The organism is Pseudomonas putida, from assembly GCF_050989985.1.
GTDB lineage: Bacteria > Pseudomonadota > Gammaproteobacteria > Pseudomonadales > Pseudomonadaceae > Aquipseudomonas > Aquipseudomonas putida_AI.
Genome location: NZ_CP158815.1, coordinates 59,786 through 72,935, shown reverse-complemented (window position 1 = coordinate 72,935; position 13,150 = coordinate 59,786). Strand labels below are relative to the sequence as shown.

The window sequence follows — 13,150 nt, the reverse complement described above, 5'->3', positions numbered from 1 at the left end:
ATTTCAGGCAATAAAAAGGGGACGCTCATGGCGTCCCCTTTTTCGTTACATCAGCAGATCAGAACGCCGGCACCACCGCGCCTTTGTACTTCTCGACGATGAATGCCTTCACTTCCGGGCTGTGCAGTGCAGCAACCAGTTTCTTCATCGCTTCGCTGTCCTTGTCGTCCGGACGGGCAACGAGGATGTTCACGTACGGCGAGTCGCTGCCTTCGATGACCAGTGCGTCCTTGGCCGGATCGAGCTTGGCTTCCAGCGCGTAGTTGGTGTTGATCAGCGCCAGGTCGACCTGGGTCAGCACGCGCGGGATGGTCGCGGCTTCCAGTTCACGGAACTTCAGGTTCTTCGGGTTCTCGGTGATGTCCTTGACGGTCGACAGGATGTTGTTCGCATCCTTCAACTTGATCACGCCAGCCTTGTCCAGCAGCAACAGCGCGCGGCCGCCGTTGGTGGCATCGTTCGGGATCACCACGGTGGCGGTGCTTGGCAGCTCGTCCAGCTTCTTGTACTTGCTGGAGTAAGCGCCCAGCGGCTCCAGGTGTACGCCGGCAACCGATACCAGGTTGGTGCCCTTGGCCTTGTTGAACTCATCGAGGTACGGCTGGTGCTGGAAGAAGTTGGCGTCCAGACGCTTCTCGGCCACCTGCACGTTCGGCTGGATGTAGTCGGTGAAGACCTTGACCTTCAGGTCGACGCCTTCTTTGGCCAGGGCCGGCTTCACGAACTCGAGGATCTCGGCGTGCGGTACCGGGGTGGCGGCTACGGTCAGGGTGTCGGCGTGGGCGGAAAAGGCTGCTGCGGCAGCGAACGCGACGAGTAGTTTTTTCATTCAGCTAACTCCATGTGAGGCGCCCGTCTCGGCGCCTGCCAGCGAATGGCCGGCTCATTTGCAATGTACGAAAACAATCATTTACGAGAGAAGTGCACCACCAGCTTGTCGCCGACGGTTTGCAGGACCTGTACCAGCACCAGCAGCAGGACCACAGTGACCACCATCACGTCAGTCTGGAAACGCTGGTAGCCGAAACGGATCGCCAGGTCACCCAGGCCACCGGCGCCCACCACACCGGCCATCGCCGTGTAGGAAACCAGTGTAATAGCTGTCACCGTAATCGCCGCGAAGATACCCGGACGGGCTTCCGGCAACAACGCGTTGGTGATGATCTGCCGGGTGGTCGCGCCCATAGCCTGGGTCGCTTCGATGATGCCGCGATCCACTTCACGCAGCGCGGTTTCCACCAGTCGCGCGAAGAAAGGCGTGGCGCCGACCACCAGCGGCGGAATCGCACCGGCGACACCCAGCGAGGTGCCGGTAATCAGCACGGTGAACGGAATCATCACGATCAGCAGAATGATGAACGGCAGCGAACGCAGGATGTTCACCACCAGCGACAGCATCGCGTAGACGCCTTTGGCTTCCAGCAACTGGCGCGGGCTGCACAGGAACAGCAGCACACCCAGCGGCAGGCCGAGCAATACGGTGAACAGCAGCGAGCCGCCGAGCATCAGCAGGGTGTCGCCGGTGGCCAGCCAGATTTCGAACCAGTCGATGTTGGAGAAGAAACTCATCAGGGCTTCCATTAGCGCAGCACCTCCATGTGGACGTCGGCCGCGGTGAAGCGGGCGAAAGCCGCTTCCATGTCACCGCCGGTCACGGCCAGGGTCAGTTGCCCGTAAGGGATGTCTTTGATGCGATCGATGCGACCGGCGAGGATGCTGTAGTCCACGCCGGTTTCGCGGGCGACGGTACCCAGCAATGGCGCGTAGGTCGCTTCGCCCTGGAAGGTCAGACGCACGATGCGACCGGGCACATGGGCGAAGTCGTCACGCTGTTCGCTTTCGTCGATCTGCTCGTCTTCCTGTACGAAGCGCTTGGTGGTCGGATGCTTCGGATGCAGGAACACATCGGCCACCGAACCCTGCTCGACGATCACGCCAGCGTCCATCACGCCGACCTGATCGCAGACCCGGCGGATCACGTCCATTTCATGGGTGATCAACACGATGGTCAGTTTCAGTTCGCGGTTGATCTCGGCCAGCAATTGCAGGACCGACGCGGTGGTCTGCGGGTCCAGGGCACTGGTGGCCTCGTCGCACAGCAGGATTTTCGGCTTGGTGGCCAGGGCGCGGGCAATGCCGACGCGCTGCTTCTGCCCACCGGACAACTGTGCCGGGTACTTGTTGGCGTGATCGGACAGTCCAACCCGCGCCAACAACTCGGCAACGCGCCGGTCGATGTCGCTGCGGGACATTTCACCGGCCAGCGTCAGCGGCAGCGCGACGTTGTCGGCCACGGTCTTGGAAGCCAGCAGGTTGAAGTGCTGGAAAATCATCCCGACCTGTTGACGGAAACGGCGCAGGCCGTTGGCGTCGAGCGCGGTGATTTCCTCGCCGTCGACGATGATCTTGCCGCCGCTGGAGTTTTCCAGGCGGTTGATCAGACGCAGCAGGGTGCTTTTTCCCGCACCGGAATGGCCGATCAGGCCGAAGACCTGGCCGTTCTCAATCGTCAGATTGGTCGGGTGCAGGGCGGGGATATCCTTACCGGCGACGCGGTAGGTTTTATGGACGTTTTGAAACTCGATCACGTAGCGAACCTTGTGGGGCGCGTTGGAAAAGGATCAGCGGTTAGCCGGGCGCGCATTTTAGCCTGTCCGTATAGAGGTTCTTAGCATTTATTTCGCTTTCATCCAGCGTTTTGGCAATAACGCGATCAAAGGTCAGATAAAAGGAACGCCAAAAAACCTCATCAGTCACTACTTAGGCAACTCGAATCAGCCTGAGGAGTCATGCCCGATGAGTACCAAAAAGCCTGCCGCACCCAAGAGCGAACTGGCCGGGACCGATACCCTGGACCGCAGCAACACCAACACCAAGCTCGACAGCCTGGAAACATTCCGCTGCGATGCCACAGGCCAGGCCCTGCGCACCAATCAAGGCGTGAAGGTGGCAGACAATCAGAACACGCTGAAGGCCGGCGCTCGCGGGCCTTCGCTGCTGGAAGACTTCATCATGCGTGAAAAGATCACGCATTTTGACCATGAACGCATCCCCGAACGCATCGTGCATGCCCGCGGCACCGGGGCCCACGGGTACTTCCAGGCCTACGAAAACCATAGCGCGCTGACCAAGGCCGGCTTCCTGCAGGACCCGGGTAAAAAAACCCCGGTGTTCGTGCGCTTTTCGACGGTGCAGGGGCCGCGCGGGTCAGGCGATACCGTGCGCGATGTACGAGGTTTCGCCGTGAAGTTCTTCACCGACGAAGGTGTCTACGATCTGGTGGGCAACAACATGCCGGTGTTTTTCATTCAGGACGCCATCAAGTTTCCCGATTTCGTCCACGCGGTGAAACCCGAACCGCACAACGAAATGCCCACCGGCGGTTCGGCCCACGACACCTTCTGGGACTTTGTTTCATTGCAGCCGGAGTCGGCGCACATGGTGATCTGGGCCATGTCCGACCGGGCGATCCCGAAAAGCCTGCGCAGCATGCAGGGCTTTGGCGTTCATACCTTTCGCATGATCAATGCCGAAGGCAAATCGCGCTTCGTCAAATTCCACTGGCGCCCCACCGCCGGGACCTGTTCGCTGGTGTGGGATGAAGCCCAGAAGCTGGCGGGCAAGGACACCGACTATCACCGCCGCGATCTCTGGGAATCCATCGAGATGGGCGATTACCCGGAGTGGGAGTTGGGCGTTCAGGTGGTGGAGGAAGAGAACGAACACGCTTTCGATTTCGACATCCTCGATCCGACCAAGCTGATTCCGGAAGAACTGGTGCCGATCACGCCCTTGGGCAAAATGATCCTCAACCGTAACCCGGACAATTTCTTTGCCGAGACCGAACAGGTTGCGTTCTGCCCGGGGCATATCGTCCCGGGAATCGACTTCTCCAACGATCCGTTGCTGCAGGGTCGGTTGTTTTCCTACACCGACACGCAAATCAGCCGACTTGGTGGGCCGAACTTTCACGAGATCCCCATCAACCGTCCGGTGATCCCTGTCCACAATGGCCAGCGCGACGCACAGCACCGCAGCACAATCGACAAGGGACGCGCGGCCTACGAGCCGAACTCCATCGATAACGGCTGGCCGAAAGAGACCCCGCCTGCGGCGGCCGACGGCGGTTTCGAGAGTTACCACGAGCGCATCGACGCCAACAAAATCCGTCAACGCAGCGAATCGTTCAGCGACCACTTCTCCCAGGCGCGTCTGTTTTTCCACAGCATGAGCGAGCATGAACGGGAACACATCATTGCCGCCTACAGCTTTGAGCTGGGCAAGGTCGAGCGCGAGTCCATCCGGGCGAGGCAGGTCAATGAAATCCTCGCCAACATTGATCTGGAACTGGCCAGGCGAGTCGCGCAGAACCTGGGCTTGCCGGTGCCAAAGGCCGGGACGGTCAAGGTTGCGAAAACTTCCCTCGAACGCTCGCCGGCCCTGAGCCAGGCCAATTTGCTGCCCGCCGATATCAAGACCCGCAAAGTCGCGATCCTGGCGGCCGATGGCGTCGACGGGGCAGCGATTGAGGCAATGAAGAAAGCGCTGAAGGCCGAAGGTGCCCACGTAAAATTGCTCGGCCCGACCTCAGCGCCGGTGAAAACCGCCGACGGCAAGTCGTTGCCGGTGGATGCGTCGATGGAAGGTTTGCCGTCAGTGGCGTTCGATGCGGTGTTCGTGCCCGGGGGCGCTGCATCGATCAAGGCATTGAGCGGTGACGGCGTGGCGTTGCATTACCTGCTGGAGGCTTACAAGCACCTGAAAGCGATCGCCTTGCATGGTGAGGCGAAGCAGTTGCTGGATGTGTTGAAGCTGGAGGTGGATGCCGGGTTGCTTGTCGGGGTAGACGCCAAGGTGTTCAAGGCGTTTTTTGCCGCGATCGGGCAGCATCGGGTTTGGGAGAGGGAGCCGAAGGCCAAGGGGATTCCGGCCTGAGAATATTGTTATCCGGGCGGACGCCATCGCGAGCAGGCTCGCTCCCACAAGGTCTACATAAACCTGTGGGAGCGAGCCTGCTCGCGAAGCTTTTAAGGTTGTTTACGGGGGCTGAGAACCATCTGCGCCGGAACGCTGCGATCAATCTGTCGCTCCAGCTTCAAATCGAACTGCGGATCCAGCTTGTTCACCCGCTTGGTCAGCAAGTTAGCCAACCATGGATAATCATCGGTACGCGGCACCTGGATGCTCACATCGCACTGGAAATTCACCACATCGGCGGCAATAGCATCCAATTGACGACGCATTTTGCCCATATCGGTGATTTTCAGCTTCACCGTGGTGCTCTCGGCTTCCGGGTCGATGACCTTGGCCTTGCGCTTGGCTTCGGCAGACTTCAGGTCCGCTTCGGCTTTATCCAGTTCGGCTTTGCGCGCTTGCGCGACGGCGCCGTTGACGCCTCCGGTCAGCGCGGGCGCCTTGGGCATCAGTGCGCGGGCACGGGCCAGGGCCGTGGCAGCGGCGTTGACGTCGCCTTTTTGCAGCACGATCTGGCTGCGCATCAAATACGCTTCGGCCAATTGCCGCTGGTATTGCTCCAGGGATTGATCGTTGGGCGATTCAGCCTGCAAAGCGGCCAGTTGATCTTCGGCCGTCGCCAGTTCGCTACTGGCCAGGCTTTGCTCAAGCTGGGCAATGGCCGTGGCCCGCGCGTCCGGGGTCTCGGCGGCCGGTGGCGTGCTTTGGCATGCACCCAGCAGCAGGGAAAATGCGACAAGGAGCACATAACGGGAGGTGAACAGCTTCATTCCTGCGACTCTCTAATTGCGCAAAAAGCGAGCAAGTCTACACCCCTCGACGGGGCAGAACAAAACTCAGCAGAAACAGTGCGGCGGCCGTCACAACTATGGACGGACCGGCCGGGGTGTCCTTGAACCATGACAATGCAAGCCCGCCACACACGGCCAGTATACCCAGCAGGCTCGCACCCAGCGCCATCTGCTCCGGCGAGCGGGCGTGACGTTGTGCCGCAGCCGCCGGGATGATCAGCAACGAGGTGATCAGCAAGACACCGACGATTTTCATCGCCACGGCAATCACTACGGCGATCAGCAACATCAGCGCCATGCGCAACCCCGCCACGGGCAGGCCTTCGACCCTGGCCAGTTCTTCATGCACGGTGATGGCCAGCAATGGCCGCCACAAGGTCACCAGCAACACCAGCACCGCCGCGCTGCCACCGAGGATCCAGGCCAGATCGGTCGGGCTGATCGCAAGCAGGTCGCCGAACAGATAGGCCATCAGGTCGATCCGTACTTCGTGCATGAAGCTTAGTACGACCAGACCGAGAGAGAGGGTGCTCGGTGCGAGAATTCCCAAAAGCGTGTCGGACGCCAGCGGTTGGCGCTGTTGCAACGTCACCAGCAGCACCGCCAGCAGCAGACAGCCCACGGTGACCGCAACGGTTGGGCTGACATCCAGCAAGAAGCCCAACGCCACCCCCAGCAGCGCCGCGTGGGACAGGGTGTCACCAAAATAGGCCATGCGCCGCCAGACCACGAAAGACCCCAAGGGGCCTGCGACCACAGCCAAGGCCAGACCTGCAAGCAGGGCGTAGAGCAAGAAATCAGCCATGCTTGCAGTTGTCTCCGTGCACATGGTTATGGCCCGACGCGGGCGCCTTGACCACCGAGCCGTGCAGATCGTGGGCGTGGTCGTGATGGTGGTGATAGATCGCCAGGCTGGGTGCGTTTTTTCCGAACAGTTCGACGAATGCCGGATCACCGCTGACCTGCTCGGGGTGGCCGGAGCAGCAGACGTGGCGATTGAGGCACACCACTTGATCGGTTGTGCTCATCACCAGATGCAGATCGTGGGAAACCATCAACACGCCGCAGCCGTGACGGTCGCGCAGGCGAGTGATCAGGCTGTAGAGCTCGGCCTGGCCGGCCACATCGACGCCTTGTACCGGCTCATCGAGCACCAGCAGTTCCGGTTCGCGCAACAGCGCACGAGCCAGCAGGACACGTTGCATTTCGCCGCCGGAGACGCTTTGCACCGGGCTGTCGATGACGTGCTCGGCACCCACTTCCTTGAGCGCGGACAGGGCCATGGCACGGTCGACACCCGGCACCAGGCGCAAGAAACGCAGGACCGAGAGCGGCAGGGTCGGGTCGACATGCAGTTTTTGCGGCATGTAGCCGACACGCAGTTTCGGCTTGCGCCAGACCGTACCGCTGTCGGGCTTCAACAGCCCCAGCACGGCACGTACCAGCGTGGTCTTGCCGGCACCGTTGGGGCCGATCAGGGTGACAATCTGCCCGGGCTCGACGCTCAGTTCGATGTTATCCAGCACGGGCTGCCCGGCGAACGTGACAGCGACCTGCTGCAGACGGATCAACGCATTGCTCATCAAGCCCCCTGGCAACCCGAGCAGAGACCGACCACTTCGACGGTCTGACCTTCGACGACGAACCCGACATCGGCGGCGCTGGCGATGATCGCGTCGCTGATGGATTTCTGTTCGAGTTCAATGGCGGCGTGGCAGTCGCGGCAGATCAGGAACTGGCCCTGGTGCGCGTGCTCCGGGTGATTGCAGCCGATGAAGGCGTTGAGCGAGGCGATACGGTGCACCAGGCCGTTTTCCAGGAGGAAATCCAGCGCGCGGTACACCGTCGGCGGCGCGGCGCGTCGGCCGTCCTGTTCGCTGAGCACCGCGAGAATGTCGTAGGCGCCCAGCGGCTTGTGGCTTTGCCACACCAATTCCAGCACCCGCCGGCGCAAGGCCGTCAGCCGCAGGCCCTGTCGTTCGCACAGAGCATCGGCCTCGGACAAAGCGCTGTGCACGCAATGAGAGTGGTCATGGGGGCGACTGGCAATCGGAGTTTTAGGCATGAGCGGCGACGAGTTTGGTGAGAGACGTTATTATGTTACCCGTTCTCGCCTCTCCGAGTGTTCATCGTGCCCCGACTTTTTTCTATCTTTGTCGCATTTATCGCAAGTTTTCTGCTGATCGGTCAGGCGCAAGCCGAGGTCAGGGTCCTCACCAGCATCAAGCCGCTGCAGTTGATCGCCGCCGCCGTACAGGATGGCGTGGCGATTCCGGAGGTCTTGCTGCCACCCGGCGCTTCGCCGCATAACTATGCCTTGAGGCCTTCCGATGTGCGCAAGGTGCAGTCGGTGGATCTGCTGTACTGGATTGGGCAGGACATGGAAGGCTTCCTGCCTCGCGTGCTCAACGGTCGTTCGCTGCCCAGCGTCGCCGTGCAGGACTTGCCCGGTATGAAACTGCGCCGTTTCGCCGAAGACAGTCACTCCCACGCCGAAGAAGCCGACGAACACGACCACGATCACCGTCCAGGCAGCCTGGATGCGCATTTGTGGCTGTCGCCAGTCAACGCCCGGGTGATCGCGGCGAAAATGGCTGCCGACCTCAGCGCAGCCGATCCTGCCAACGCGACACGTTATGAAAGCAACCTCAAGGCCTTTGATGATCGCCTCGACGCCCTCGACCTGCGCCTGAAGAAACGTCTGGCCGGTATTGAAGGCAAACCCTACTTCGTCTTCCACGAAGCCTTCGACTACTTCGAAGATGCCTATGGCCTCAAGCACACCGGCGTGTTCAGCGTGGCCGCGGAAGTGCAGCCAGGAGCCCAGCACGTCGCGGCAATGCGCGCGCGGTTGCAGGAAGTCGGCAAGACCTGTGTGTTCAGCGAACCACCATTGCGCCCGCGCCTGGCGGAAACCCTGGTGGCCGGGCTGCCGGTGAAACTGGCGGAGCTGGATGCGCTGGGCGGGTACACGCCGGCGACTGCCCAGGGGTATGAGCAGGTGCTGGAGAAGTTGGGGAATGATCTGGCGGGGTGCCTGGAGTCGCTTTAGTTAACGCAATAACACTGTGGCGAGGGAGCTTGCTCCCGCTGGGCAGCGAAGCGGCCCCAAAAAAGGGCCTGCTGTGCAGTCCAGCGGGAGCAAGCTCCCTCGCCACAATTTAAAGGGCGAAAGGCAACAGGATGCTAACAGCCTGCCGCTGCGCCAACCGCAGCTGGAACTCCATCGGATCGTGAATCAACACATCCTGCCCGGCGAAGGATTCCGCCGCGATCAAGCGCGACAACCAGAACCGCACGCACGCCACCCGCAGCATGGTCGGCCACAGCTCGGCTTCAGCGGCGGTAAACGGACGCAGCGCGGCATAGGCACCCAGCAATGCCCGCGCCCGAGGTCCGTCGATCAAGCCGTCGTCGTCCGAACACCAGTCATTCAAGGCAATCGCCACATCGTAGAGCATCGGCCCCGAGCAGGCGTTGTAGAAGTCGATCAACCCGGTGAGGTGCGTGCCTTCGAACATCGCGTTATCGCGGAACAGATCCGCGTGGATGTTGGCGCGAGGCAGGGCCAGGATTTTCTCTTTCTGCAGGGTGATTTCATCCAGCGCTCGCTCCAGCAGCGCTTTCTGCTCCGCATCGAGGTGCGACAGGAACTGCGTGCCCTCCTCCAGCATCCAGTCCAGGCCACGATCGGTCTTGCGCTTGATCATGTTGTCGGCCTGGGTCGCCAGGTGCAGATGCGCCAGCAACTCCCCCACCTGAGAGCAGTGCTGCGCGTTGGCTTGCTTGATGTGCTTGCCGGCCAGGCGCGGTTGCAGGAGCGCCGGCTTGCCCGCCAGTTCGCGCAACGCCACGCCATCGGTGGTGCGCAGTGCGTAAGGCACCGGCAGGTCGGCTTCATGCAGGACATCGAGCAGTTCGATGAAGAACGGCATCTCCTGGACCGGGCCGCGCTCGACCAGTGTCAGGACAAATTCGCCCTGCTCCAGGCTGATAAAGAAATTGGTGTTTTCACTACCGGCGGCAATCCCCTGGAAATCAAGCAGGCGGCCAAGGCCATAAGGGGCGAGAAAGGTTTCCAGCTCGGGCCGAGCCAGGGGGGTGAACACAGACATGTTTAAGCTGCCAGTACGGGCGCCGCTTGCGAGCCAGCGCCAATTGAAATTAGGAAACTATTTCCACTCAAAAATCTTCCACGACGGAATCAGCATATCCGGCTGATCCGAGCGGATGAAGTTACCGTCCGATCCATCGGCGCGCACCAGAAAGTACGGCTTGCCGCCTTTCGGCGTGACCTGAATGGCATACAGAAAGCCATTCTGGCGATATTCCTTGATCGTATTGTCGCCTTCCGTGCGAATGGTTACATCCGGTTCCGGTGTTGGCGCATCGTCTGCCGCCATCACGGCCAATGGTGCGATTGCAAACAACCCAGCCAGCAACAGGCGATTTAGTGTGCGCATGATAACCTTGTCCCTTTGTCGTCAACGGTCCCGCTATTCTAGCGCCGGACCCGCCGAAAAGGTTGATCCTGCTCATGAGCCAAGCCCCCCTCGTCCTGGTGGACGGTTCTTCTTACCTGTACCGCGCCTTTCACGCGCTGCCACCGCTGACCACCTCCAAAGGCCTGCCGACCGGTGCGGTCAAGGGCGTGTTGAACATGCTCAAGAGTCTGCGCAAGCAGTACCCGGACAGCCCGTTCGCCGTGGTTTTCGACGCCAAGGGTGGGACATTTCGCGATGAGATGTACGCCGAATACAAGGCCAACCGTCCGAGCATGCCTGACGACATGCGCGTTCAGATCGAGCCCCTGCACCAGAGCGTGATCGCCCTGGGCTTTCCGCTACTGTGCGTCGAAGGCGTCGAAGCCGACGACGTGATCGGTACCCTGGCCCGCAGCAGCGCCGCGGCCAATCGCCCGGTGATCATCTCCACCGGCGACAAGGACATGGCGCAACTGGTCGACGGGCACATTACCTTGGTCAACACCATGACCGGTAGCAGCATGGACGTGGAGGGCGTGAAGGAGAAATTCGGCGTCGCTCCCGAGCAGATCATCGATTATCTGGCGCTCATGGGCGATTCTTCCGACAACATCCCGGGCGTTCCGGGCATTGGCCCAAAGACCGCTTCCGGCCTGCTGGTGGGCGTGAATGGCGGCCTGACCGAACTCTACGCGCAGCTCGATATCGTTCCAACCCTGCCGATCCGCGGTGCCAAGACCCTGCCGGCCAAGCTCAAAGAACACAAGGAGATGGCGTTCCTCTCCTATCAGCTGGCGACGATCAAGGTCGATGTGCCGCTGGAGATCGGCCTCGATGACCTGCAAATGGGTCCGGAAGACCCGGTCAAACTCACCGAGCTCTACAACCTGCTGGAATTCAAGAGCTGGCTGAACGACTTGCAACGCGATGCCAAGCGCGTCGAGCTGAGCACGGCTGCCGAGCCGGAGCCAGTGGTCGACCTGTTCAGCGCCGTTGAGGCCGAAGCGCCGGCGGCAACGTCTGAAACCCGCTACGAGACCATCCTCGACCAGGCGCGTTTCGACGTCTGGCTGGAGAAGCTGAACAACGCCAAACTGTTCGCCTTCGACACCGAAACCACCGGCATCGACGCGCAACAGGCGCAGCTGGTGGGCGTTTCGTTTGCGGTGCAGGCCAACGAAGCGGCCTACATTCCCCTGACCCATTCCTACATCGGCGTGCCTGAGCAACTGGATCGGGACACCGTCCTGCGCGCCCTCAAGCCGATTCTGGAAGACCCGAACAAACTCAAGGTCGGCCAGCACGCCAAGTTCGACATGAACATCCTGGCCAACTGCGCCATCGGCGGCGATCAGGCGAACGGCATCACCGTACGCGGCATCGCCTTCGACACCATGCTCGAATCCTATGTGCTCAACTCCACGGCCACTCGCCATGACATGGACAGCCTGGCGCTGAAATATCTGCACCACACCACCGTGAGTTTCCAGGACATTGCCGGCAAAGGTGTGAAGCAACTGACGTTCGATCAAATCGCGCTGGAACAGGCCGGCCCCTACGCCGCCGAAGACGCCGACATCACGCTGCGCCTGCATGAAGCACTGTTCGAAAAGCTCAGCGCCATTCCGAGCCTGGCCAGCGTACTGACCGACATCGAAATCCCGCTGGTGCCGGTGCTGGCGCGCATCGAACGCCAGGGTGCGTTCGTCGATGCCGCGCTGCTCGGGGTGCAGAGCATCGAGCTGGGCGACAAGATGGTCGCGCTGGAACGTGAAGCCTTCGAAATTGCCGGCGAAGAGTTCAACCTCGGTTCGCCCAAGCAACTGGGCGTGATCCTCTACGAGAAACTCGGCCTGCCGGTGCTGAAGAAAACCGCCAAGGGCCAGCCGTCCACCGCCGAAGAAGTGTTGGCCAAGCTGGCCGAGGAAGACTATCGGCTGCCCAAGGTGCTGATGGAATACCGTTCCATGAGCAAGCTCAAAAGCACCTACACCGACCGCCTGCCGGAGCAGATCAACCCGCGCACCGGGCGGATTCACACCTCGTACCACCAGGCGGTGGCGTCTACCGGGCGCCTGTCGTCCAGCGATCCGAACCTGCAGAACATTCCGGTGCGCACCGCTGAAGGCCGGCGCATCCGCCAGGCTTTCGTGGCTCCGGCCGGCTACAAGCTGCTGGCGGCGGACTATTCGCAGATCGAACTGCGGATCATGGCGCACCTGTCCCGGGACGAAGGCCTGATGAATGCCTTCCGCCACAATCTGGACGTGCACACTGCGACCGCTGCCGAGGTGTTCAAGGTCGAACTGGCCGACGTGACCTCCGATCAGCGCCGCAGCGCCAAGGCGATCAACTTTGGCCTGATCTACGGCATGGGCGCGCAAAAGCTCGGCAAGGACATCGGCGTCGATACCAAGACCGCCAAGGCCTACATCGATACCTACTTCGCCCGCTATCCGGGTGTGCGCGAGTACATGGACCGCACCCGCGCCCAGGCGGCGGACCAAGGTTATGTGGAGACCTTCTTCGGCCGCCGGTTGTACCTGCCGGACATCAACTCAAACAAACCACAGGAACGCGCCGCCGCCGAACGCACGGCGATCAATGCGCCGATGCAGGGCACCGCGGCTGACATCATCAAGAAAGCCATGGTGGCTGTGGATAACTGGCTGACGTCGTCCGGGCTCGACGCCAAGGTGATCCTGCAGGTGCACGATGAATTGGTGCTGGAGGTGCGTGAGGATCTGGTCGATCAGGTTCGCGATGAAATTCGCGTTCACATGAGTGGCGCGGCGAAACTGGATGTTCCACTGCTGGTCGAAGTCGGCGTGGGAAACAATTGGGATGAGGCTCACTAAGCCGTCTGTCGGCTAATTTTCAGGCGTGAGCTTGCTCTCAGCG

Annotated in this window: 12 protein-coding genes; 3 read left to right on the top strand and 9 right to left on the bottom strand. The window is 61.1% G+C overall.

Going from position 1 to position 13,150, the window contains the following annotated elements; translation table 11 throughout:
• Window positions 1–58: 58 nt before the first annotated feature.
• From ABTV29_RS00330 to ABTV29_RS00320, 3 genes are all read right to left on the bottom strand, one after another.
• Window positions 59–829 (bottom strand): MetQ/NlpA family ABC transporter substrate-binding protein, encoded by a 771-nt coding sequence (locus ABTV29_RS00330; protein WP_433768303.1) that lies wholly within the window; start codon window positions 827–829, stop codon window positions 59–61.
• 77 nt (window positions 830–906) lie between these two features.
• Window positions 907–1,581: a methionine ABC transporter permease gene (locus ABTV29_RS00325; RefSeq protein ID WP_433768302.1), complete on the bottom strand. Its 675-nt coding sequence runs from the start codon at window positions 1,579–1,581 to the stop codon at window positions 907–909.
• Complete coding sequence (locus tag ABTV29_RS00320; protein WP_433768301.1) at window positions 1,581–2,588, bottom strand: methionine ABC transporter ATP-binding protein; 1,008 nt, start codon at window positions 2,586–2,588, stop codon at window positions 1,581–1,583. The genes ABTV29_RS00325 and ABTV29_RS00320 overlap by 1 nt, the downstream gene beginning before the upstream one ends.
• A 208-nt stretch (window positions 2,589–2,796) precedes the next feature.
• On the opposite strand from ABTV29_RS00320, the gene katE reads away from it, so the two are divergent.
• Entirely contained in the window at window positions 2,797–4,935 is a 2,139-nt protein-coding gene (katE, locus tag ABTV29_RS00315) for a catalase HPII (RefSeq protein ID WP_433768300.1), read from the top strand.
• A gap of 92 nt (window positions 4,936–5,027) precedes the next feature.
• Here the strand turns inward: katE and ABTV29_RS00310 are convergent, their stop codons facing one another.
• The 4 genes from ABTV29_RS00310 to zur are packed head-to-tail and all read right to left on the bottom strand — an operon-like array spanning window position 5,028 to window position 7,830.
• A complete protein-coding gene (locus ABTV29_RS00310) occupies window positions 5,028–5,744 on the bottom strand; it encodes a PA5502 family lipoprotein (RefSeq protein WP_433768299.1) in 717 nt (238 codons plus the stop codon).
• A 37-nt stretch (window positions 5,745–5,781) separates the two neighbouring features.
• Window positions 5,782–6,570: a zinc ABC transporter permease subunit ZnuB gene (gene znuB / locus ABTV29_RS00305; protein ID WP_077044027.1), complete on the bottom strand. Its 789-nt coding sequence runs from the start codon at window positions 6,568–6,570 to the stop codon at window positions 5,782–5,784.
• Window positions 6,563–7,348 carry a zinc ABC transporter ATP-binding protein ZnuC gene (gene znuC, locus ABTV29_RS00300; RefSeq protein ID WP_110965583.1) on the bottom strand — a complete coding sequence of 262 codons (786 nt, stop codon included), beginning with the start codon at window positions 7,346–7,348 and terminating at the stop codon, window positions 6,563–6,565. The genes znuB and znuC overlap by 8 nt, the downstream gene beginning before the upstream one ends.
• Entirely contained in the window at window positions 7,348–7,830 is a 483-nt protein-coding gene (gene zur, locus ABTV29_RS00295; protein WP_433768298.1) for a zinc uptake transcriptional repressor Zur, read from the bottom strand. The genes znuC and zur overlap by 1 nt, the downstream gene beginning before the upstream one ends.
• 66 nt (window positions 7,831–7,896) lie before the next feature.
• Between zur and ABTV29_RS00290 the strand changes: the two genes are divergently transcribed.
• Entirely contained in the window at window positions 7,897–8,817 is a 921-nt protein-coding gene (locus ABTV29_RS00290; RefSeq protein WP_433768297.1) for a zinc ABC transporter substrate-binding protein, read from the top strand.
• Window positions 8,818–8,926: 109 nt separating this feature from the next.
• On the opposite strand, the gene ABTV29_RS00285 is transcribed toward ABTV29_RS00290, so the two are convergent.
• Both ABTV29_RS00285 and ABTV29_RS00280 read right to left on the bottom strand, forming a co-directional pair.
• The gene (locus ABTV29_RS00285) at window positions 8,927–9,880 is read right to left on the bottom strand and encodes a homoserine kinase (protein WP_433768296.1); all 954 of its coding nucleotides are present in this window, start codon (window positions 9,878–9,880) and stop codon (window positions 8,927–8,929) included.
• A 57-nt stretch (window positions 9,881–9,937) separates the two neighbouring features.
• Window positions 9,938–10,228, bottom strand: a complete 291-nt coding sequence (locus tag ABTV29_RS00280) for a DUF2782 domain-containing protein (RefSeq protein ID WP_433768295.1) — start codon at window positions 10,226–10,228, stop codon at window positions 9,938–9,940.
• Window positions 10,229–10,302: 74 nt separating this feature from the next.
• Here ABTV29_RS00280 and polA point away from each other — a divergent pair, with 74 nt between their 5' ends.
• Entirely contained in the window at window positions 10,303–13,107 is a 2,805-nt protein-coding gene (polA, locus tag ABTV29_RS00275) for a DNA polymerase I (RefSeq protein ID WP_433768294.1), read from the top strand.
• Window positions 13,108–13,150: the final 43 nt, after the last annotated feature.

What these genes read in the sequence shown, in the direction of transcription:
- ABTV29_RS00330 (WP_433768303.1), bottom strand. Translation starts at nt 829, where the DNA reads ATGAAAAAACTACTCGTCGCGTTCGCTGCCGCAGCAGCCTTTTCCGCC.
- ABTV29_RS00325 (WP_433768302.1), bottom strand. Translation starts at nt 1,581, where the DNA reads ATGGAAGCCCTGATGAGTTTCTTCTCCAACATCGACTGGTTCGAAATC.
- katE (WP_433768300.1), top strand. Translation starts at nt 2,797, where the DNA reads ATGAGTACCAAAAAGCCTGCCGCACCCAAGAGCGAACTGGCCGGGACC.
- ABTV29_RS00310 (WP_433768299.1), bottom strand. Translation starts at nt 5,744, where the DNA reads ATGAAGCTGTTCACCTCCCGTTATGTGCTCCTTGTCGCATTTTCCCTG.
- znuB (WP_077044027.1), bottom strand. Translation starts at nt 6,570, where the DNA reads ATGGCTGATTTCTTGCTCTACGCCCTGCTTGCAGGTCTGGCCTTGGCT.
- znuC (WP_110965583.1), bottom strand. Translation starts at nt 7,348, where the DNA reads ATGAGCAATGCGTTGATCCGTCTGCAGCAGGTCGCTGTCACGTTCGCC.
- zur (WP_433768298.1), bottom strand. Translation starts at nt 7,830, where the DNA reads ATGCCTAAAACTCCGATTGCCAGTCGCCCCCATGACCACTCTCATTGC.
- ABTV29_RS00285 (WP_433768296.1), bottom strand. Translation starts at nt 9,880, where the DNA reads ATGTCTGTGTTCACCCCCCTGGCTCGGCCCGAGCTGGAAACCTTTCTC.
- ABTV29_RS00280 (WP_433768295.1), bottom strand. Translation starts at nt 10,228, where the DNA reads ATGCGCACACTAAATCGCCTGTTGCTGGCTGGGTTGTTTGCAATCGCA.
- polA (WP_433768294.1), top strand. Translation starts at nt 10,303, where the DNA reads ATGAGCCAAGCCCCCCTCGTCCTGGTGGACGGTTCTTCTTACCTGTAC.